A 19,201-nucleotide genomic window follows, 5' to 3' on the forward strand; every position below is an offset into this window, starting at 1 on the left:
CCCATGTGCGGAATTATCGGAATCATCGGTACAGCCCAGGTGGCAGACCGTCTCGTCGACGGGCTTCGACGCATGGAATATCGCGGCTATGATTCGGCGGGCGTCTGTACGGTCGAAGGCGGGCAGCTCATCCGCCGCCGTGCCGAGGGCAAGCTCAATAATCTGGTCAAGGAACTGGCGGGCAACCCCGCGCCCGGCACCGTCGGCATCGCCCACACGCGCTGGGCGACCCACGGCGCGCCGACGACCAGCAATGCGCACCCCCATGCGACGGGCGAAATCGCGCTCGTCCACAACGGCATCATCGAGAATTTCAAACCGCTGCGCGAAGAGCTGACCGCACGCGGCCGCAAGTTCGAGAGCGAAACCGATACCGAAGTCGTCGCGCACCTCGTCTCCGAACAGGTCGAGGCCGGCAAGTCGCCCGAGGAAGCCGTCAAGGCGGTGCTGCCTGAGCTTCGCGGCGCCTTCGCGCTGGCGATCGCCTTTCGCCAGCACCCCGATCTTCTCATCGGTGCGCGGCTCGGTTCACCGCTCGTGGTGGGTTATGGCGAAGGAGAGACCTACCTTGGCTCGGACGCGCTCGCACTCGCGCCGCTGACGCAGAAGATTTCCTATCTCGACGAGGGCGACTGGGTCGTCATCACCCGCGACGGGGCGCAGATCTATGACGCGGCGAACAATCCGGTAACGCGCGAAATCACGACGTCGGGCGTCACCGCCGCCGCCGTCGAGAAGGGCAATTACCGCCATTTCATGCAGAAGGAGATTTTCGAGCAGCCGACCGTCGTCGCGCAGACGCTCTCCTCCTATATCCGCCCGCTCGAACAGACGGTGGCGCTGCCGCAGATGGACTTCGACCTGTCGAAGGTCGAGCGCATTACCATCGTCGCTTGCGGCACCAGCTTCTACGCCGGAATGGTCGCCAAATACTGGTTCGAGACCTTCGCGCGCGTCCCCGTCGACATCGATGTCGCGTCGGAATTCCGTTACCGCGACCCGGTGCTCCAGCCGGGCGGGCTCGCGCTGTTCATTTCGCAGTCGGGCGAGACCGCCGACACGCTCGCGGCGCTCCGTCATTGCAAGGCGAACGGGCAGACGATCGCGGTCGTCGTCAACGTGCCGACCAGCAGCATGGCGCGCGAGGCCGATCTGCTGCTCCCGACTCACGCGGGGCCGGAGATCGGCGTCGCCTCGACCAAGGCCTTCACCTGCCAGCTCGCGGTGCTCGCGGCGCTGGCCGCGCATCTCGCGCTCCGGAAGGGCAAGCTTGGCGAGGCCGACGAACGCGAAATCGTCCGGCATCTCATCGAGGCGCCTGCCGCATTGAACGCCGCGCTCGCGTATGACGAGGAGATTGCGAAGATGGCGCATCTGGTCGCCCCCGCGCGCGACGTGCTCTACCTCGGCCGCGGCCCCGACTATCCGCTGGCTCTGGAAGGCGCGCTGAAGCTCAAGGAAATCTCCTACATCCACGCCGAAGGCTATGCCTCGGGCGAGATGAAGCATGGCCCGATCGCGCTGATCGACGAAGCGGTCCCCGTCATCGTCCTCGCGCCCAGCGGACCCTTGTTCGAAAAGACCGTCAGCAACATGCAGGAAGTGATGGCGCGCGGCGGCAAGGTCGTGCTGATCAGCGATGCCGAGGGTCTGGCCGAAGCCGGCGACGGCTGCATGGCGACGATCGAAATGCCCAAGGTCCACCCGCTGATCGCGCCGCTGGTGTACGCGGTGCCGGTGCAGCTCTTGGCCTATCATGCCGCGGTCGCGAAGGGGACCGACGTCGACCAGCCGCGTAATCTGGCGAAGTCGGTGACGGTGGAGTGACGGGACGGGCTTTCGTTGCGCGTTATTCGCTGTGGCGGATGGCGTTGCTGGCGCTTGCCGCGGTCGGGTTCGTGTTCGCGGGTTTGCTTCTTGCCGGAACGTTCGGTCCGCCGCTGCGGCCGGGCGCCGAATGGATCGGCTGGATCGGCGTGGTGTTCTTCGGGGCTTGTCTGCTGGTCATCGTCCGGCGCATGTTCGATGCGGCGGAGATCATCCGCATTTCGGGTAATGGTATCTATTTCAAATCCTGGTCGGACCAGACCGTTCCCTGGTCGGAGATCACAGATGTCACGATCTGGGAGTATCAGCGCCAGAAAACGATCATCCTTCACCTGCGCCGACCGGATCGGTTCCCCTCGACCAAGCTGCTCGGCAAGGTTTCCGCCGCCAATCGTGCGCTGACGGGGGGCGATATTCCGATCAGCCTGACCGGTACCGACGGCAAGTTCGCCGACGCGATGGCCGCCATCGCTTATTATCGGCGCGCCACCTGATATGGGTACGGCATTCCGACCGATCATTTCCTTCGTCGTTTCCGGGAGAATCCAGTGAACTGGGAAACCCACTGCCACTGCGGCGCCGTCTCGGTTCGCCTCACCAAGGCGCCTGAAGACATTGCCGAGTGCAATTGCTCGCTCTGCTTCTCGCACGGCATCCTCTGGGCCTATTATTCGCCGCGCGATGTAGCGATCGAGGGTGTGACGCGGACCTATAATCGCGCCGATCGAGCAAACCCCAATTCGGACCTGCATTTCTGCCCGACCTGCGGCTGCACGACCCACTGGTCGGCCACCGCGGGTCTGATCGAACGGATGGGCGGTACGGTCGATCTGATGGGGGTGAACATGCGGTTGTTCGCTCCCGACCGGCTCAGCGGATTGAAGCTGAGCTTTCCGGACGGGCGTCATTGGTCGGGCGAGGGGGCGTGGGGCTATGCGCGCGACGCGCAGATCATGCCCTGAAGTTCCGGGGGTTATTCCGGCGCATTGGCCTGGGCGAGAATGGACGCGGCGATGTCTTCGATCTTTCCGGCCACCAGCAGCGGCGCGCCGCCGACCATGCCGACCTGGGTCTGGTCGTTTTCATAGTCGCGAAGCCAGGCGACATTTTCGGCGACGAGCAGATAGTTGCCGCCGCGGGAATTTAACTTGATGAAACGCATGCCGATGTCTCCTGATCGCGAAACTCTAGGCCGGAAATATGAACAAATGGGGTTCGCATGAGTTTTTCGGCGATCATCTTCGACTTCGATGGCGTCATCGCCGACAGCGAAGTTCGCGCGAACCAGTCGCTCGCAGAAAGTCTGACCGCGGTCGGTATGCCGACGAGTTACGACGAGTGCCTGCGCGACTATTACGGACATAATTGGCAGGAAACGCAGCGGCGGATCGAAGCGCGCTTCGGCCGTCCGCTTCCCGTCGATTTCCGCCAGACGCACCGTGTCCGTGCCCGGGCGCGTTTCATGGAAGGATTCGATGCCGTTCCCGGCGCGCCGGCGTTTCTCGATATGCTGGGGGCGACGCCGCGCGCGATCGCCTCGTCAAGCCGGGCCGAATATATCGACTGGACGCTCGGCCTGTTCGGGCTTCGCCATCACTTCGGCGATCATATCTATAGCGCCGACGGGTGGGACCGCGGCAAGCCGCATCCCGACATCTATCTCGCTGCCGCAAAGGGTCTCGGGGTCGATCCGGCCGCGTGTCTCGCGATCGAGGATTCGCCGACGGGCGCACAATCCGCGCTTGCCGCGGGCATGACGGTCATCGGATTTTGCGGTGCCAGCCACATCCTCGACCGAACGGTTCACGGCGAAATCCTGCGCGGCATCGGCGTCCACCATGTCGCGCTCGGCTATGACGAGATTTCGCTCGACGCTTGAACTTCCACCCTTGCCGCTTTTCGTGACGGGAAGGGCGGGCCTTTCCTATTATACCGCGCCGTGCTTAGCTGTGCGGGTGGCGATTGGCCGACGATATGCGAATTGCGAGTAAAGTTGCGCAGTTTTCTGCACCTTTTCGCGAATCGTTCCCGACGGCAGCATCGACCTTCCGGACCATATCGAGGGGGTTCGACAGGAGAGACTGATGTGCAATGACATAACCGAAGCCGACCTCGATCGCGCGGGGCTGGCCGTAAACCGGCGGAGCTTCGGCACGATCGTCGGCGTGGGTGCGCTGGCTGCGATGCTGCCCGTATCGGCAGGGGCCGCCGGGCCGGTGAAGGGCCGCGATGTCGAGATCAAGACCGCCGATGGCACCGCCGATGCCTATTTCGTCGCGCCCGCAACGGGACGGCATCCCGGCGTGCTCGTGTGGCCCGATATCCGGGGGCTGCGTCCCGCCTTTCGCCAGATGGCCGACCGACTGGCCGGTGAGGGTTATGCGGTGCTCACCGTGAACCCCTTCTATCGCTGGCAGGCGTCGCCGGTCGTCGACGCCGCGAACGATTTCAGCGATCCGGCGATCCGCGACAAATTATTCGGTTACCTGAAGCAATTGAACAAGACGCTGGTGACGACCGACGCGACGGCGCACCTTGGGTTTCTCGATGCGCAGAAGGAAGTCGATGCGCGGCGCAAGCTGGGCACCACCGGCTATTGCATGGGCGGGGCGATGACGATCTACACCGCGGCGCTGAAACCCGACCGCGTCGGGGCGGCGGCCAGCTTTCACGGCGGCGGCGTGGGCAGCGACAAGCCCGACAGCCCGCATCTGCTGATTCCGGGAACGCAGGCGGGCTATCTGTTCGCCATCGCCGACAACGACGATCAGCAGGATCCCGAAGAGAAGAACCGGCTCAACGCCGTGCTGACGCCGCGCAAGCAGTGGCACGAGGTCGAGGTGTACAAGGGCGCGATGCACGGTTGGTGTCCGCCCGATGGCCGCGCCTATAATGAGGCCGCCGCCGAAAAGGCATGGGGCCGCATGCTCGAACTGTTCAAGGCCAGCCTGTAACCGCCCCTGCGTCACGCCGTCGAAGGCCGGGATATGCCCTCTCTGCAAGAGGGAGCCGACCTTCGCCGGATTGACGATTGTTGGGACTCGCTTTCCTCCCCGGAAACCGTACATTTGCCGTGGGAGAGAAACGATGGACGACATGCTGGTGTACGACTGGATCGCGGAAAATGCGCAGCGCTTTCCGGACAAGGTCGCGACGATCGATATCCACAGCGGGCGGCGGCACAGCTACGCCGAAATGCATGAGCGTGTGGCGCGGATCGCGGGCCATATGCAGTCGATCGGGGTAGGCAAAGGCGATCGCGTCGGCCTGCTGTCGATGAACAGCAGCGACATGCTCGACATCATGTTCGCCTGTTGGCGGATCGGTGCGGTGCTGACGATGCTCAACTTCCGGCTGACGGCGCATGAGCTGGCTTTCATGGTCAACGACAGCGGGGCTAGCGCGGTGTTTCACGACACCGATCTCGCCGCGGTCATTCCGGCGTTGAAGGAAAAGACCGAGGTCGCGCACTGGATCGGCATGGACCCGGCCGGGAAGGGCGGCGAACTGGAGGCGGCGATCACCGGGGCAGCGCCGGTCTATCGGCAGGCATCCCTGCTGGGGTCGGACCTCAGCATGATCATGTACTCGTCGGGGACGACCGGGACGCCCAAGGGCGTGAAGTTCAACCACGCGCAATTCATGTTCATCAATGCGGGGTCGGGCGGCATCTCGAATGCGTCGAACCGGATGGTGGGGCTCGTCGCGCTGCCGCTGTTCCATATCGGCGGCCTCGTCGCCTACACGACGATCAGCTTTGGTTTTGGCGGCACGGTCGTCGTGGTGCGGGCGTTCGATCCCGGCGCGATGTTGCGCCTGTTCGGCGACCCCGATCTCGGCGTCACCCACTTCCTCGGCGTACCGGCGATGTACAACGCCATGCAGGCGCATCCCGACTTCGCGACTACCGATTTCTCGCGAACCCAGACGATGAGCTGCGGGGCCGAGAGCGTCCCTGAAAGCCTGCTGCGGACCTGGTTCGCCCGCGGCGTGTCGATCCGCGAAGGCTATGGGATGACGGAAACCTGCGCGGCTGCGCTGATGCTCGAGGCGCGGGACATTCCCGGCAAGATCGGCGCTGCCGGCAAACCGGTGCGCCATTGCCAGGCCAGAATCGTACGCGGCGACGGTACCGACGCGGCGGTCGGCGAACTGGGTGAAATCTGGATGCGCGGGCTCAACATCACGCCCGGCTACTGGAACCGCCCCGATGCCGACGCGGCAAGTTTCGTCGACGGCTGGTTCCGATCGGGCGATGTCGGTCGACAGGATGAGGACGGCTATTTCTATATCGAGGACCGGGTGAAGGACATGTACATCACCGGCGGCGAAAATGTGTATCCGGCCGAAGTCGAAAACGCGCTGTACGAGATGGCGGCGATTCACGAAGTGGCGGTGATCGGGCTGGCCGATCCCAAATGGGGCGAATGCGGCTGCGCGGTCGTCGTTCCGCGTCCCGGGGCAAGCGTGACGATCGAAGAGATCCGGGCGCATTGCGGCGACCGGCTGGCGCGTTTCAAGCATCCCGTTCGGCTGGAACTCGTCGACGCGCTGCCGCGCAACGCGACGGGCAAAGTGCTGAAGTTCGAGCTGCGCGAGCGGTTCGGCTAGCCCATCGGGTAGAGGATGTCCTTGCCTACCTTGTTGAGCGCTTTCATCACATCGTCGCTCAGCACCAGTTCCTTGGCGGCGAGGATCGGATCGACCTGATCATAGGCGCTGACGCCGACAATCGTCGAGGCGACGAAGTCGTGCTGTTTCGACCAGGCGGTCGCCATCGTCACCGGATGCAGCCCCGCCTCCTCGGCGATCTGAAGATAGCGTTCGGTCGCGGCGAGGCTCTTGTCGTTGACGAAGCGGCGTCCCATCGCCGCCTGCCGCCCTTCCATGCCGAGATAGCGAGAGAAGCGTGCGCCGTCGGGCCGGGCGCCGTCCTGATATTTCCCCGACAACACGCCGCCGGCGAGCGGCGAATAGGGAATGAGGCTGACGCCTTCATGTCGGCACACTTGCGCCAGCTCATCCTCGAACCGGCGGTTGTTGAGGCTGAAATTGTTCTGGATCGTATGGTAACGCGCCGCGCCGATCCGTTCGGATGCCGCGATCGATTTCATCAAACCCCAGCTCGTTTCGTTCGAACAGCCAAGGATGCGCACCTTGCCTTCGCGGACGAGGTCGTCGAGCACATCCATGATCTCGTCATAAGGCGCATCATGATCGGGCCAGTGCGTCTGATAAAGATCGACATAGTCGGTTTGCAGGCGCGTCAGGCTGGCGTCTATCGCGGTGCGGATATGGTGGCGATCGAGCGCGGTCGTGCCGCCACGGCAAGGCGACTTGAACCAGACATGGCTCGGTCCCGACACTTTGGTGGCAAGGATGATCGCGTCGCGGTTCTTCGTCTTCATCCAGCGCCCGACGATCTCTTCGGTGCGGCCGACCCACTTGATGTCGGGCGGCACCGGATAGCCTTCCGCCGTATCATAGAAGTCGATGCCTTCGTCGAAGCAGCGGTCGAGAATACGAAGGGCCTCGGTTTCGTCGGTCTGGCTGCCGAAGGTCATCGTCCCCATGCAGATGTCGGAAACATGGATGGCGCTTTTCCCGAGCCGGCGGCTTTGCATGACGGTTCTTCTCCCGATCGGACGACGATATGTGTGCCGCCTTTAGGTTGCATTCGGCAACCTTGCAATCGGATCAGATGAGCAGGGCGAGCGATCCGACGAGCAGCACCGCCATCGTCCAGTTGAACAGGCGCAACCGCTGCGGGCTCGACAACCAGCCGCGCAGCGACAATCCCATCACGGCCCACAGGCTGGTCGACGGAAGGTTGATGACGCCAAAGATCGCGGCGACCAGCAAAACTGCGGCGAAATTGCGATCGGGGGCATAAAGTGCGATCGCGGTCAGCGCCATCGACCATGCCTTCGGGTTGACCCATTGGAATAGCACCGCCTGAAAAAAGCTCATGGGTTTGCCGCCCGGATTGCCGTCATCGCTCGGCGCGGCAGCATTGGCGATCTTCCACGCCAGCCACAGCATATAGACAACGCTGACGACCTTGAGAGCGATGTTGAGGACAGGGAACAGAGTGAATAATTCCATCAGCCCGACGCCGACGAGGACGATCATCAAGGTGAAGCCGATCCCGACGCCGAGCGCGTGCGGAACCGTCCGGCGCAGGCCGAAGTTCGCGCCCGACGCCATCAGCATCATGTTGTTCGGTCCCGGCGTGATCGATGTGACGACAGCAAAGGCGGAGAGCGCGGCAAGAGCGGTTTGTTCCATGTGCGCAATATAATGCTTCCTGGGGTGTAACAGGTTGCAAAGTTGGCCTGTTATGGAATAGATTGCACAATATATGACCAAGATTGACGCCATTGGCCGCAAGATATTGCACGAATTGTCCCGCGATGGGCGAATCTCGAACCTCGAGCTTGCCGAGCGTGTCGGCCTGTCTCCGTCGGCGTGTCTGCGCCGTGTTCAGGAACTGGAGCGCAGCGGCGTGATCAAGGGCTATCGCGCGGTCATCGATCCGGCGAAGCGGGGGTTGACCTTCGTCGCCTATGTTACCGTTGGCCTGTCTTCGCACACGAAGCAATCGCAGGCCGATTTCGAAGCGGCAATGGCCGTCGCACCCGAAGTTCGAGAATGCCACAACATTACCGGGACGATCGAATATCTGTTGCGCGTCGAGACCGAGAACCTCGCGTCGTACAAGCACTTCCACACCGAAATACTCGGTGTGCTGCCCCAGGTTCACTCGATTACGACCTATGTGCTGATGGATTCGCCGAAAGATGAACGCGCCTGATCGCGCCGCATTCGTGTGGGGTCTGGGCCATGAACACGCCGCAATGACGGCCGCCGCTTGAACCGGCGACCGCAGGGACGCATATGGGTTTCATGGTGAAACTATCTTTCCTTGACCTCGTACCCGTCACCGACACCGGCACGATCGGACAATCGCTCGCCAATGCAGCCGATCTGGCGCGTCATGCCGAAGCTCTCGGCTATGAGCGTTATTGGGTGGCCGAGCATCATGGCATGGCCGGAATCGCGAGCGCGGCGACCGCGGTCGTGCTGGCCCACATCGGGCAGGCGACATCCACCATTCGTATCGGCGCCGGGGGCATCATGCTGCCCAACCATGCACCGATGGTGATCGCGGAGCAGTTTGGCACGCTCGAGGCGCTCTTCCCCGGCCGCATTGATCTGGGGCTCGGCCGCGCGCCGGGATCGGATGGCGTCGTGGCGCGCGCGCTGCGCCGAAATCTGGCGAGCGACGAGCGGCAGTTCCCGCAGGACGTCGTCGAACTGCGTGCGTTCCTGGCCGGCGACGATCGGCTTGGTATTCGGGCGGTGCCGGGTGAGGGGACGAACGTGCCGCTCTGGATCCTGGGATCGAGCCTGTTCGGCGCGCAGCTCGCCGCGATGCTCGGACTTCCTTATGCGTTCGCCAGTCACTTCGCGCCCGACGCGCTGGACGAAGCGCTCGACGTCTATCGCCGGCAGTTCAAGCCGTCGGAACAGTTGGCCGAACCCTATGCCGCTGCGGCCTTCAACGTCTTTGCGGCCGATACGCGCGAGGAGGCCGAGTTGCTGGCGTCTTCGCAGCAGCAGGCGTTCGTGGCGCTGCGCACCGGCAATCCCGGCAAGATGAAGCCGCCGCTGGCGGGCTATAAAGACAGCCTGCCGCCGAACGCGCGCGCGATCCTCGATCATGTGCTGCAATGTTCGGCCGTCGGCACGGTCGATGATATTGCGGTCGGACTGAAGGGGTTTCAGGCGCGTACGGGCGTCGACGAGATCATCGTCGCTTCGTCGATGTACGATGCCGCCGCCCGCAAGCATTCGGTCGCACTCGCAATGCAGGCGGCAAAATCGCTCTGATCCGCCGTGTTGACGCGGCTCCGGGGGCGGCAGTATAGGGACCGCGCGACCAAGGGCGGCCCGCGCTGGGTCGCCTTTTTACTTTTTGTCCTTTTGGAAAGGTGCCCGATATGTCGATCACGCCACTGATGCCCGTTTACCCCCGGTGCGGTGTGCGTCCGGTGCGCGGCGAGGGTGCCTATCTGATCGGCGAGCGAGGCGAGCGATATCTGGACTTCGCGAGCGGCATCGCGGTCAACCTGCTGGGTCACGGACACCCGCATCTGACCAAGGCCATTCAGGATCAGGCCGCGACGTTGATGCATGTGTCGAACCTGTATGGCAGTCCGCAGGGCGAAGCGCTGGCGCAGCGGCTCGTCGACAACAGCTTTGCCGACACGGTTTTCTTCACCAATTCGGGTGCCGAGGCGGTGGAGTGCGCGATCAAGACCGCGCGCGCCTATCATTCGAGTGGCGGGAACCCCCAGAAGCATAATCTGATCACGTTCAATAATGCGTTCCACGGCCGCACCCTGGGGACGATTTCGGCAACCAATCAGGAGAAGCTGCGCAAGGGTTTCGATCCGTTGCTTCCCGGTTTCGACTATGCGCCGTTCGACGATCTGAACGCCGCGCTGGATCTGGTCGACGACAATACCGCCGGCTTCCTTGTCGAACCGGTGCAGGGCGAGGGCGGTATCCGTCCCGCATCGCAGCCTTTCCTGCAGGGTCTTCGCGACATCTGCAACGAGCGCGATCTTGTTCTGGTCTTTGACGAGGTCCAGTGCGGCGTCGCGCGGACCGGCTCGCTCTATGCCTATGAACAATATGGGGTGGAGCCCGACATTCTGGCCAGCGCCAAGGGCATCGGTGGCGGATTCCCCATGGGTGCCTGCCTTGCGACGGAAAAGGCCGCGCGCGGCATGGTGATCGGCACGCACGGGTCGACCTATGGCGGCAATCCGCTGGCGATGGCGGCCGGTCAGGCCGTGCTGGATGTGGTGCTTGAAGATGGCTTCATGGATCAGGTCAAGGCGACGGGCGAGCGGCTTCGCGGCGCGCTGGAGCAGCTTATCCCGAACCATGATCATTTGTTTGAGGGCACCCGCGGGATGGGCCTGATGCTCGGTATCAAGCTGAAGTCCGACAGCCGCGCTTTCGTGGCGCATCTGCGCGACAATCATGGTCTTCTGACGGTGGCGGCGGGCGACAATGTCGTACGCATTCTGCCGCCGCTCAATATCGAGCAGACCCATATCGACGAGTGCATCGAGAGATTGTCGGCCGGAGCGGCGAGCTATACGCCGCCCGAAACCTGATGCGGCATTTCCTGAACCTGTCCGACGCGGGCGGGGATGCGGTCGCGGCGATGCTTGCCGACGCGATCGATCGAAAGGCTGCGCGGGTCGGCTGGCCGAAAGCCAGGCCCGACGCCGACAAGCCGCTGGCCGATCATGTGCTGGCCATGGTGTTCGAGAAGAACTCGACACGCACCCGCGCGTCGTTCGACATCGCGATCCGCCAGCTTGGCGGCGTGCCGATGATTCTCGACGCCGGAACGACGCAGCTCGGCCGCGGGGAGACGATTGCGGACACGGCGCGTGTCCTGTCGCGATACGCGGACGCGATCATGATCCGGACCGATCATCACGAAAAGGCCGAAGAGCTCGCGGAATATGCCGGCGTACCGGTGATCAACGGGCTGACCGACCTGTCGCATCCGTGCCAGATCGTCGCCGATCTGCTGACGATCGTGGAGAGCGGAAAGGCGTTGCCGGGGCTGGAACTTGCATGGCTGGGCGACGGCAACAACGTGCTTGCGTCGTTGATCGAGGCGGCTGGCCTCTTCGGTTTCAATATCCGCGCGGGCGTTCCGCAAGGCTATGAACCCGATGCCCGCTTTGTCGAGGCTGCCCGAGCGAAGGGTGCGCGCATCGACATCCTTCGCGATGCGCGCGAAGCGGTTGCCGGTGCAGACCTGGTCGTCACCGACACATGGGTGTCGATGGGACAGGACCATGCGCACAACAAGCTCGCCGCCATGGCACCCTATCAGGTTGATGAGCGGTTGATGGGCGGCGCGAAGAGCGATGCGCTGTTCCTGCACTGCCTGCCCGCGCACCGCGGGGAGGAAGTTGTCGATGCCGTCATCGACGGCGCGCGGTCGCGCGTCTGGGACGAAGCCGAAAACCGCATTCATGCCCAGAAATCGGTGCTGCTGTGGGCGCTTGGCAAATTATGAGCGACCCGAAGGAAACCTGGTTCGACCAGAACCTGTTGTTCACGATCGCCGAACGTCACGTCCGGGGGCGCATGGTTCGTCTGGGGCCGGCGTTGAACAGGATCATCGCCGCGCATAATTATCCACCCGTTGCCGAAAAGCTGTTGGCGGAAGCTCTGGTTCTGACCGTCCTGCTCGGTTCGACGCTGAAGGACGAACAGGGGCAGTTGACGCTGCAGGCCCAGACCGGCGGCGGACCGGTGGAACTGCTCGTCTGCGATTATCGCGGCGGCGAATTGCGCGGCTACCTGAAGTTCGATGCCGAGCGGCTGGTTGAGGTGGGCCCCGATCCCACGCTGTTTGCACTGTTCGGCGAGGGCTTTCTTGCGATCACCTTCGATCAGACCGCAACCAGCGAGCGGTATCAGGGAATCGTCCCGCTGGAAGGCACGTCGATCGGCGACGCAGCCGAACATTATTTCGAACAGTCCGAACAGATACCGAGCCTCATCCGCCTGTCGGCGCGGCATGATGCCGAGGCCGGCTGCGTTGCGGGTGGAATGCTGCTTCAGCACCTGCCCGAGGGTGAGGTCGGGCGCGACCGCCTGCATGTTCGCCACGATCATCCGGAATGGGAACATGCGCGGACGATCGCGACGACCCTGCGGGACGATGAGCTCACCGATCCGGCGACGTCGCTGGAGACGCTGGCCTGGCGCCTGTTCCATGAGGATGAAGTCCGCGCCGAGCCGGGTGTGATGCTGTCGCGAGGCTGTCGGTGCAGCGTCGATTATTTTGCCGGGGTCCTGTCGAAGTTTCCGGAAAGCGAGCGGCGGGAGATGGCCGACGATGCGGGCCTCGTGCAGGTCGATTGCGCCTTTTGTTCGCGGATTTTTCCGATCCCGCTTGCCGAAATCGCGGCGCACGGCTGAGCGCAGGGGCGCCGATTACCGGCCGTTTTCGCCGACGAAGCGAGCCTCATGCGCGCCGAACAGTTGAAATCGCCCCGCCGGGTTGCTAGCTAACAAGGAATGGGGTCGCTTTTTTGCCCGGGCGCGGGGCAGCCAGATGGAAGGTGAAATGGCGATCTTTTCTCCCCTTATGCGATGCTCTTTGCTCGCGCTCGGTCTGGCCGGCGCGGGGGCCGTGCCGGCGCAAACGCCGTCGCTTGCGATGCTCGATCGTCTTGAAAAGGGAAGCTGGCAGCTTCGCGAACGTGGCAAGGATGCCGTGCTGCAGACCGTCTGCCTCGGCGATGCGCGCCGCATGATCCAGATCCAGCATCCGCGTGCCAATTGCTCGCGCTATATCATCGAGGACACGCCGGGTTCGGTGACGGTCCACTATACCTGTCCCGGCGCCGGCCATGGCCGTACGACGATCCGCAGCGAGACAAATCGCCTGGTTCAGATCGATACGCAGGGCATCGCCGAGGGGCGTCCCTTTTCGCAGGCGATCGAAGCCCGGCGCGCGGGCGCCTGCTCCTAATTCTTTGTTTACCACGCTCTGTTAGACGGGGATCACGACGCACCGATGTGTGTCCCTCCCTAACGGCTTTCATGCCGAACTGGGCCGTGCAGCAACCGCCGCACGGCCCGTTTCTTTGGAGGCGGGGCGGCCCTTGCGCGTCCGCTGGCACAGGACTATCTGGCGCCGATGCAGCAAGTTTCCGGAAAAACGGTGATCGTCCTCCTGTCGGGCGGGCTCGACTCGATGGTCTGTGCAGGCCTCGCGCGGGAAGCGGGTGCGCGGATTGTCGCGCTGACCATCGACTATAACCAGCGCCACCGCGTCGAACTGGAATCGGCGGCGCGCATCGCCGATTATGCCGGAGCCGCGGAGCATATCGTCCTGCCGCTCGATCTTCGCCGGTTCGGCGGGTCTGCGCTGACGGCCGACATCGACGTTCCCAAGGATGGCGTGGGGAACGATGTCCCGGTCACCTATGTACCCGCGCGAAACCTGATCTTCCTGTCGCTGACGCTCGGGCTGGCCGAAGCGCGGCAGGCGCAGGATATCGTGATCGGGGTCAACGCCCTCGACTATTCGGGGTATCCCGACTGCCGTCCCGAGTTCATCGCGGGTTTCGAGAAGCTCGCGCGCCTCGCGACGCGCGACGGCGACAAGGGGGTCGATTTCCGCATCCATGCGCCGTTGCAGCACATGACGAAGGCCGATATCGCGGCAGAGGCATCGCGGCTGGGCATGGACGCGGGGATGAGCTGGTCGTGCTATGACCCGACCCCGGACGGACTGCATTGCGGCTATTGCGATAGCTGCCGTCTGCGCAGCAAGGGCTTTGCGGATGCCGGGCTCGCCGATCCGACGCGCTACGCCTGATCCATGGCCTACGCTGTCAAAGAGATTTTCCTGACGTTGCAAGGGGAGGGTGCGCAAGCCGGCCGCCGTGCCGTCTTCTGCCGCTTTGCGGGGTGCAATCTCTGGACAGGACGCGAGCAGGACCGTGCGAAGGCGATCTGCAAATTCTGCGACACCGATTTTGTCGGCACCAACGGCACGCTTGGCGGAAAATATGCCGACGCGGCGGCGCTGGCAAAGACGATTGCGGGGAATTGGGGCGAGGGGTCAGACGATCGTTATGTCGTCCTCACCGGGGGCGAGCCGATGCTGCAGGTCGATGACGCATTGATCGATGCGCTGCATGCCGAGCGCTTCACGATCGCGATTGAAACCAATGGTACGCACGCTGTCCCGCGCGCCATCGACTGGATCTGTGTGAGCCCGAAGGCGGGCAGCGAGCTGGTGCAGACGAGCGGCGACGAATTGAAGCTCGTCTGGCCGCAACCGGGTAGCAATGTGCAGGAGCTTGTCGCGCTGGATTTTACGCACCGGCTGATCCAGCCGCTGGACGATCCGCATGCCGCCGCCAACGTGCAGGCGTGCATCGATCTGGTGATGGCGGATCCGCGCTGGCGCCTGTCGCTTCAGACGCACAAGAGCCTTGGGCTGCGTTAGGGGCGGCGCGTCAGTCGCTCTTTTTGGCGGTGCCGTCGGGCGTAACCGCTTTTTGACCGCCCGGAGCGGGAACCGCTTCGGGATTGTCCGACTTGAGCTCGCCAGCATTTTCGTCAGCGGTTTCATCGGTTGGTTTCGCCGCGTCGGCCTTTTTGGTGCCGTCATCGGGGATGCTGTTATCGACCGCGGTGCCGTCGCCGGCGCTGTCGTCGAGAATGATCATCGAGTCGCTGATCGATCCCGGCTGCACTTCGACGGCGTCGAGCTTGGCGGTCGATTTCCCGGCGGGCTCGCTATTGCAGGCAGCGAGCAGGAAAAGGGGCAGGGCGATGAAGATGGTCCGCGTCATGGCGCCGTTCCTAATCGCTCGTCCGGAGCTTGTCGAGAAAGGCAGCGCTAGCATCCGCCAGCGCCCGATCGACATCAGCCAACGTGGCGGGATTGTTCAGCGCGGCAAGACTGGTGACCGGAAACTCGGCGATCCCACAGGGCACAATGCCGTTGAAGTGCGCGAGGTCCGGATTCAGGTTGAGCGAAAAGCCGTGTAGCGTGACCCAGCGCTTTACCCGGACGCCGATCGCCCCGATCTTCGCTTCGCGCCCCTGCGGGTCGTCGGTCCAGATGCCGATCCGTCCCTCGGCCCGCCGTGCCTCGACGCCGAGCAGCGCGAGCGCGTCGATGACCCAGCTTTCGAGAGCGGCCACATAGGCCCGCACGTCGCGTCCGCGTCGTGCCAGATCAAGCTGGACATACCCCACACGCTGTCCGGGACCATGATAGGTATAGCGTCCGCCGCGCCCGGCATCGAAGACAGGAAATCGCGCGTCGAGCAATTCGGCGGGATCCGCACTGGTTCCCGCCGTATAAAGGGGCGGATGTTCGAGTAGCCAGATGCGTTCCTTGCCCGTGCCTGCATGAATCGCGGCGGCCCGCGCCTCCATGTCGATCAGCGCATCGGCATAATCGGCAAGACCTGGCGATACGATCCATTCGGGTGCGGGAAGGGCGGACATGGCGCGGTTCCTGCCGTGTTGCTGCGCGGGAAGCAAGGGCGGGATTTGCGGTCGGCATGAAGGCTGGACATTGCGGACGAAGACCGTCAGTTTCATCCGAAATCGGGCACAAGATAAATCACGGGGTATCAATGGCAAAATTCGACATGGGTGCGGCCTGGGACGACGCGGTGACACTGGTGCGGGCGCACCTGCCGCTGACGAGCGTCCTGGCCGGATTGTTCCTGTTTCTTCCGGGGATGGCGATGGCCATTCTGGGGCCGGAGCCGCTCGCGCCGGCTGGCAACGCGACTCCCGATCAACTCGGCGCGATGCTTGTCGAGGAAATGCGTCAGCAGATACCGTGGCTGCTTGCGGTCATGGTCGCATCGACGCTGGGTTCGGTGGCGATTCTCCGCCTCTGGCTTGCCCGGTCGGGTACCAGCGTGGGCGAGGCGTTGGGTTTCGCGTTCACCATGCTCCCGACCCTGATCGTGATCTTTGTCGTCCAGTCGGTGATGTTCGGTATCGCGATGCTCCTGCTGATCATTCCGGCGCTCTATCTGGTTGGTCGGTTTGCCGCGGTCTACCCGTTGCTGGTCGACCAGAATCTGAAGAACCCGGTTTCCTCGCTGATGGGAAGTTGGCAGCTGACGCGGGGCAACGGATGGCGGATCGCGCTTTTCGTCATCCTGTTCGTGATTGCCATGCTGGTGATTTCGATGATCGTCGGCGGCGTTACCAGCGTGTTCGGTGCGCGCGGGTCGTTCGGTTATCTGATTGGCAGCATAATAAACTCGGCGGTATCGGCAGGTTTTGGCTTGCTCAACACGGCTGTGATCGCGTCCGTTTACCGGCAGCTCGCCGTGCGCGGCGCGGGCGAGGTCTTCGCGTGACGAACGATCGTCAAGGCGATGGGGCATAACAACAGGTGCGAATGGGGTCGGCGGTAACGGAGTAAAAGCAACAACGGGGGAAGTGATATGGTCAAGATGAGTATCGGAGCCGCCTTCTCGGAAACCTTCGCGTTTCTGAAGGCGAACTGGGTGCAGATGCTGATGTGGCTTGGCGGCGCGGTGGTCGTGGCCTGCCTGCTCGGCTGGCTGCTTTTGCGTAACGCGATGATGACGATGATGATGGCGCAAGGCGATCCGTCGGCCGCTTTCGGAGCGCTGGGATCGTTCATGCTCTTCGGGCTCGTTGCCGGGACCATCGTCTTTGCGGCAAGCCTGTTGATCTGGCGAACCGGGCTTGTGGGCGGCGAGCCGGCGAGCGATATCGGCTGGGGCCTGGGGGCAGGCGCGGCCTATATGCTCGGGATGTTCGTCGTCTACATTGCGACCGTCATCATGATGTACATTGTCCTGCTGATCGTCGGCCTGCTGGCTTTTGCCGTGTTCGGGGCGAGCGGGATGTCGATCGAGAGTCTGGCGACGGGTGGAGCCTCGGCAGGACTCATCCTGTTCGGCATCATCATCTATGCCGCGATCATCATCTTCTTCCTGTGGTTCTTCGGTCGCCTGACGGTTGCCGGCCCGTTGATGGCGGTGAACCGGTCGTCGAATCCCTTTTCGGCCTTTGCCGAGTCGTGGCGGCTGACGAGCGCGTCGCAGTGGACGATCGTGGGTTTCAATGTCCTGATGGGGATATTGTTCCTCGTCTTCTTCTTCATCGTATCGCTGGTGCTGGGCAGCGTAGCGAGTGCGATGATGACACCCGATGCGGGATTCGGCGCAATGATCGGCGCGCTCTTTCTCGCGCTGGTCATCTATGTTCCGACGATCCTGGTGTCGGTTTCGATGCCCGCAGCGGTTTATCGCTGCATCGGAACGAGCGGGGGCGCAGACGTTTTCGCCTGATCGACGGCTGTCGATTGCAAGAGGGCGCTCCGGTGACGGGGCGCCCTTTTTGTATCAGCTCCATTTCGCCAGCGGCGGCAGGCTCATCAGGATCGCATCGATATTGCCGCCGGTCTTGAGCCCGAAGAGCGTCCCGCGATCGTAGACGAGGTTGAATTCGGCATAACGCCCCCGCCAGATCAATTGCTCGTCGCGTTCAGCCTCCGTGAAGGGCTGCGCCATCCGCCGGCGTACGATCTGCGGGAATATGTCCAGAAAGGCCTCACCCACCGCCTGGGTGAAACCGAAGCTGCGGTCGAACTCGGCATCGTCGCCGCATTCGAGATGGTCGTAGAATATGCCGCCTACCCCGCGATGGACGCCGCGATGCGGAATATAGAAATATTCGTCCGCCCATTTGGCGTAGCGTTCATAGACGTCGGGGCCGTAGGGGGCGCATGCGGCACGGAAACGCGCATGGAAGGCGTCGGTATCTTCGCGGTAGGGAATCGGCGGGTTGAGGTCCGCGCCGCCGCCGAACCAGCGTTTTGTCGTCGCAAGAAAGCGCGTGTTCATATGCACCGCCGGAACATGCGGGTTCGCCATATGCGCGACCAGGCTGATTCCGGTTGCGAAGAAGGCCGGGTCTTCGCCGGCTCCGTGGATCGACTTCGCGAAGTCCGGTGCAAATTCCCCGCCGACGGTCGAGACATTGACGCCGACCTTTTCAAAGACCTCGCCGGTCATCACGCCGCGAACGCCGCCGCCGCCCTGACCGACGGCGAGTCCCTCGGCCTCCCGGTCCCATGGCGTATAGCCGAAGCGCGCGTCGCTGCCGGCTTCGCGCTCAATGGCCTCGAATTCGGCGCAGATGCGGTCGCGCAGCGACTCGAACCAGGTGCGTGCCGCCTGCTGCTGAGTGTCGAGCGGGATCATGCGGGATAGCCTTTCGTTTGGCGGAGCGCCTCCGCGAGCGCGATGCCAGCCGCCACCGCGACATTCAAGGATCGAAAGCCGGATTGCATCGGAATCGCGACCCGCGCCGAGACCGTTTCGTGGACGTGGTGCGGCACGCCGGAACCTTCCGACCCGAAGAGGAGAATATCGTCCGGATCGAACGTAAAATTGGGAAGGGGAGTCGCGCCCGCGGTCGTGAGCAGCACGGTTCGCCGTTCGCCGGTCTGCGACCATTGCCTGAAGGCGCCCCATTCGGCATGCCTTTGCACGTTGGCGCGCACGGCATAATCCATCCCCGCCCGCTTGAGCGCCGCATTCCCAAAAGGAAAGCCGCAGGGTTCGATGATATGCGCCGGTACGCCGAAGCAGGCAGCCGTCCGCAGGATGGTGCCGACATTGCCGGCGATGTCGGGCTGAAACAGGGCGATTTCCATGCCGCTGCCATAAAGGGGCAAGCGTCGGGAATCGAGAGGTTTGGCCGCAGCATCCCGATCAAGTGACCGAAGCGGAAATTGCCT

At 63.3% G+C, this 19,201-nt stretch carries 23 protein-coding genes; 16 read left to right on the plus strand and 7 right to left on the minus strand.

What is annotated here, in order from left to right; all coding sequences use genetic code 11:
* The first annotated feature begins 3 nt into the window (after positions 1-3).
* Genes glmS through JNM03_RS09340 form a run of 3 tightly spaced genes read left to right on the plus strand, consistent with a single transcriptional unit; the run spans position 4 to position 2,789 of the window.
* Positions 4-1,827 (plus strand): glutamine--fructose-6-phosphate transaminase (isomerizing), encoded by a 1,824-nt coding sequence (gene glmS / locus JNM03_RS09330; RefSeq protein ID WP_294036178.1) that lies wholly within the window; start codon positions 4-6, stop codon positions 1,825-1,827.
* The gene (locus JNM03_RS09335; protein ID WP_294036179.1) at positions 1,824-2,321 is read left to right on the plus strand and encodes an STM3941 family protein; all 498 of its coding nucleotides are present in this window, start codon (positions 1,824-1,826) and stop codon (positions 2,319-2,321) included. The genes glmS and JNM03_RS09335 overlap by 4 nt, the downstream gene beginning before the upstream one ends.
* 54 nt (positions 2,322-2,375) lie before the next feature.
* Positions 2,376-2,789: an aldehyde-activating protein gene (locus JNM03_RS09340; protein ID WP_294036180.1), complete on the plus strand. Its 414-nt coding sequence runs from the start codon at positions 2,376-2,378 to the stop codon at positions 2,787-2,789.
* A gap of 11 nt (positions 2,790-2,800) precedes the next feature.
* Here JNM03_RS09340 and JNM03_RS09345 read toward each other — a convergent pair whose 3' ends face one another.
* Entirely contained in the window at positions 2,801-2,989 is a 189-nt protein-coding gene (locus tag JNM03_RS09345; RefSeq protein WP_294036181.1) for a hypothetical protein, read from the minus strand.
* 57 nt (positions 2,990-3,046) lie between these two features.
* On the opposite strand from JNM03_RS09345, the gene JNM03_RS09350 reads away from it, so the two are divergent.
* The 3 genes from JNM03_RS09350 (at position 3,047) to JNM03_RS09360 (ending at position 6,438) form a co-directional block, all read left to right on the plus strand.
* The gene (locus tag JNM03_RS09350) at positions 3,047-3,706 is read left to right on the plus strand and encodes an HAD family phosphatase (RefSeq protein WP_294036182.1); all 660 of its coding nucleotides are present in this window, start codon (positions 3,047-3,049) and stop codon (positions 3,704-3,706) included.
* A gap of 205 nt (positions 3,707-3,911) precedes the next feature.
* The gene (locus JNM03_RS09355; protein ID WP_294036183.1) at positions 3,912-4,781 is read left to right on the plus strand and encodes a dienelactone hydrolase family protein; all 870 of its coding nucleotides are present in this window, start codon (positions 3,912-3,914) and stop codon (positions 4,779-4,781) included.
* Between the two features lie 133 nt (positions 4,782-4,914).
* Positions 4,915-6,438, plus strand: coding sequence for a long-chain fatty acid--CoA ligase (locus tag JNM03_RS09360; RefSeq protein ID WP_294036184.1), 1,524 nt, complete (start codon positions 4,915-4,917; stop codon positions 6,436-6,438).
* On the opposite strand, the gene JNM03_RS09365 is transcribed toward JNM03_RS09360, so the two are convergent.
* Entirely contained in the window at positions 6,435-7,451 is a 1,017-nt protein-coding gene (locus JNM03_RS09365) for an aldo/keto reductase (protein ID WP_294036185.1), read from the minus strand. The genes JNM03_RS09360 and JNM03_RS09365 overlap by 4 nt on opposite strands.
* A gap of 73 nt (positions 7,452-7,524) precedes the next feature.
* Positions 7,525-8,115 carry a LysE family translocator gene (locus tag JNM03_RS09370; protein ID WP_294036186.1) on the minus strand — a complete coding sequence of 197 codons (591 nt, stop codon included), beginning with the start codon at positions 8,113-8,115 and terminating at the stop codon, positions 7,525-7,527.
* A gap of 73 nt (positions 8,116-8,188) precedes the next feature.
* On the opposite strand from JNM03_RS09370, the gene JNM03_RS09375 reads away from it, so the two are divergent.
* The 8 genes from JNM03_RS09375 to queE all read left to right on the plus strand — a co-directional run bounded on the left by JNM03_RS09375 (position 8,189) and on the right by queE (position 14,896).
* A complete protein-coding gene (locus tag JNM03_RS09375; protein ID WP_294036187.1) occupies positions 8,189-8,641 on the plus strand; it encodes an Lrp/AsnC family transcriptional regulator in 453 nt (150 codons plus the stop codon).
* 92 nt (positions 8,642-8,733) lie between these two features.
* The gene (locus tag JNM03_RS09380; protein WP_294036188.1) at positions 8,734-9,720 is read left to right on the plus strand and encodes an LLM class flavin-dependent oxidoreductase; all 987 of its coding nucleotides are present in this window, start codon (positions 8,734-8,736) and stop codon (positions 9,718-9,720) included.
* A gap of 110 nt (positions 9,721-9,830) precedes the next feature.
* Positions 9,831-11,018: an aspartate aminotransferase family protein gene (locus JNM03_RS09385; protein ID WP_294036189.1), complete on the plus strand. Its 1,188-nt coding sequence runs from the start codon at positions 9,831-9,833 to the stop codon at positions 11,016-11,018.
* Positions 11,015-11,941, plus strand: a complete 927-nt coding sequence (gene argF / locus JNM03_RS09390; RefSeq protein WP_294036248.1) for an ornithine carbamoyltransferase — start codon at positions 11,015-11,017, stop codon at positions 11,939-11,941. Before JNM03_RS09385 ends, argF begins: the two co-directional genes overlap by 4 nt.
* Positions 11,938-12,852 (plus strand): Hsp33 family molecular chaperone HslO, encoded by a 915-nt coding sequence (locus JNM03_RS09395; protein WP_294036190.1) that lies wholly within the window; start codon positions 11,938-11,940, stop codon positions 12,850-12,852. Before argF ends, JNM03_RS09395 begins: the two co-directional genes overlap by 4 nt.
* A gap of 181 nt (positions 12,853-13,033) precedes the next feature.
* Complete coding sequence (locus JNM03_RS09400) at positions 13,034-13,408, plus strand: DUF3617 domain-containing protein (RefSeq protein ID WP_367235739.1); 375 nt, start codon at positions 13,034-13,036, stop codon at positions 13,406-13,408.
* 168 nt (positions 13,409-13,576) lie between these two features.
* Complete coding sequence (queC, locus tag JNM03_RS09405; RefSeq protein WP_294036192.1) at positions 13,577-14,260, plus strand: 7-cyano-7-deazaguanine synthase QueC; 684 nt, start codon at positions 13,577-13,579, stop codon at positions 14,258-14,260.
* Positions 14,261-14,263: 3 nt separating this feature from the next.
* Complete coding sequence (gene queE / locus JNM03_RS09410; protein ID WP_294036193.1) at positions 14,264-14,896, plus strand: 7-carboxy-7-deazaguanine synthase; 633 nt, start codon at positions 14,264-14,266, stop codon at positions 14,894-14,896.
* A gap of 10 nt (positions 14,897-14,906) precedes the next feature.
* Here the strand turns inward: queE and JNM03_RS09415 are convergent, their stop codons facing one another.
* The gene (locus tag JNM03_RS09415; RefSeq protein WP_294036194.1) at positions 14,907-15,245 is read right to left on the minus strand and encodes a hypothetical protein; all 339 of its coding nucleotides are present in this window, start codon (positions 15,243-15,245) and stop codon (positions 14,907-14,909) included.
* A gap of 10 nt (positions 15,246-15,255) precedes the next feature.
* Entirely contained in the window at positions 15,256-15,909 is a 654-nt protein-coding gene (lipB, locus tag JNM03_RS09420; RefSeq protein WP_294036195.1) for a lipoyl(octanoyl) transferase LipB, read from the minus strand.
* Positions 15,910-16,040: 131 nt separating this feature from the next.
* Between lipB and JNM03_RS09425 the strand changes: the two genes are divergently transcribed.
* Complete coding sequence (locus JNM03_RS09425; protein WP_294036196.1) at positions 16,041-16,784, plus strand: hypothetical protein; 744 nt, start codon at positions 16,041-16,043, stop codon at positions 16,782-16,784.
* A gap of 87 nt (positions 16,785-16,871) precedes the next feature.
* Positions 16,872-17,747 carry a hypothetical protein gene (locus tag JNM03_RS09430; protein WP_294036197.1) on the plus strand — a complete coding sequence of 292 codons (876 nt, stop codon included), beginning with the start codon at positions 16,872-16,874 and terminating at the stop codon, positions 17,745-17,747.
* A 54-nt stretch (positions 17,748-17,801) separates the two neighbouring features.
* Here the strand turns inward: JNM03_RS09430 and hemF are convergent, their stop codons facing one another.
* Both hemF and JNM03_RS09440 read right to left on the minus strand, forming a co-directional pair.
* Positions 17,802-18,662: an oxygen-dependent coproporphyrinogen oxidase gene (gene hemF, locus JNM03_RS09435; RefSeq protein WP_294036198.1), complete on the minus strand. Its 861-nt coding sequence runs from the start codon at positions 18,660-18,662 to the stop codon at positions 17,802-17,804.
* Positions 18,659-19,117: a tRNA (cytidine(34)-2'-O)-methyltransferase gene (locus JNM03_RS09440; protein ID WP_294036199.1), complete on the minus strand. Its 459-nt coding sequence runs from the start codon at positions 19,115-19,117 to the stop codon at positions 18,659-18,661. Before JNM03_RS09440 ends, hemF begins: the two co-directional genes overlap by 4 nt.
* Between the last annotated feature and the right edge of the window lie 84 nt (positions 19,118-19,201).

It is taken from the genome of Sphingopyxis sp., assembly GCF_016793825.1.
Taxonomy (GTDB): domain Bacteria; phylum Pseudomonadota; class Alphaproteobacteria; order Sphingomonadales; family Sphingomonadaceae; genus Sphingopyxis.

What these genes read in the sequence shown, in the direction of transcription:
- glmS (WP_294036178.1), top strand. Translation starts at nt 4, where the DNA reads ATGTGCGGAATTATCGGAATCATCGGTACAGCCCAGGTGGCAGACCGT.
- JNM03_RS09345 (WP_294036181.1), bottom strand. Translation starts at nt 2,989, where the DNA reads ATGCGTTTCATCAAGTTAAATTCCCGCGGCGGCAACTATCTGCTCGTC.
- JNM03_RS09350 (WP_294036182.1), top strand. Translation starts at nt 3,047, where the DNA reads ATGAGTTTTTCGGCGATCATCTTCGACTTCGATGGCGTCATCGCCGAC.
- JNM03_RS09355 (WP_294036183.1), top strand. Translation starts at nt 3,912, where the DNA reads ATGTGCAATGACATAACCGAAGCCGACCTCGATCGCGCGGGGCTGGCC.
- JNM03_RS09360 (WP_294036184.1), top strand. Translation starts at nt 4,915, where the DNA reads ATGGACGACATGCTGGTGTACGACTGGATCGCGGAAAATGCGCAGCGC.
- JNM03_RS09365 (WP_294036185.1), bottom strand. Translation starts at nt 7,451, where the DNA reads ATGCAAAGCCGCCGGCTCGGGAAAAGCGCCATCCATGTTTCCGACATC.
- JNM03_RS09370 (WP_294036186.1), bottom strand. Translation starts at nt 8,115, where the DNA reads ATGGAACAAACCGCTCTTGCCGCGCTCTCCGCCTTTGCTGTCGTCACA.
- JNM03_RS09375 (WP_294036187.1), top strand. Translation starts at nt 8,189, where the DNA reads ATGACCAAGATTGACGCCATTGGCCGCAAGATATTGCACGAATTGTCC.
- JNM03_RS09380 (WP_294036188.1), top strand. Translation starts at nt 8,734, where the DNA reads ATGGTGAAACTATCTTTCCTTGACCTCGTACCCGTCACCGACACCGGC.
- JNM03_RS09385 (WP_294036189.1), top strand. Translation starts at nt 9,831, where the DNA reads ATGTCGATCACGCCACTGATGCCCGTTTACCCCCGGTGCGGTGTGCGT.
- JNM03_RS09395 (WP_294036190.1), top strand. Translation starts at nt 11,938, where the DNA reads ATGAGCGACCCGAAGGAAACCTGGTTCGACCAGAACCTGTTGTTCACG.
- queC (WP_294036192.1), top strand. Translation starts at nt 13,577, where the DNA reads ATGCAGCAAGTTTCCGGAAAAACGGTGATCGTCCTCCTGTCGGGCGGG.
- queE (WP_294036193.1), top strand. Translation starts at nt 14,264, where the DNA reads ATGGCCTACGCTGTCAAAGAGATTTTCCTGACGTTGCAAGGGGAGGGT.
- JNM03_RS09415 (WP_294036194.1), bottom strand. Translation starts at nt 15,245, where the DNA reads ATGACGCGGACCATCTTCATCGCCCTGCCCCTTTTCCTGCTCGCTGCC.
- lipB (WP_294036195.1), bottom strand. Translation starts at nt 15,909, where the DNA reads ATGTCCGCCCTTCCCGCACCCGAATGGATCGTATCGCCAGGTCTTGCC.
- JNM03_RS09425 (WP_294036196.1), top strand. Translation starts at nt 16,041, where the DNA reads ATGGCAAAATTCGACATGGGTGCGGCCTGGGACGACGCGGTGACACTG.
- JNM03_RS09430 (WP_294036197.1), top strand. Translation starts at nt 16,872, where the DNA reads ATGGTCAAGATGAGTATCGGAGCCGCCTTCTCGGAAACCTTCGCGTTT.
- hemF (WP_294036198.1), bottom strand. Translation starts at nt 18,662, where the DNA reads ATGATCCCGCTCGACACTCAGCAGCAGGCGGCACGCACCTGGTTCGAG.
- JNM03_RS09440 (WP_294036199.1), bottom strand. Translation starts at nt 19,117, where the DNA reads ATGGAAATCGCCCTGTTTCAGCCCGACATCGCCGGCAATGTCGGCACC.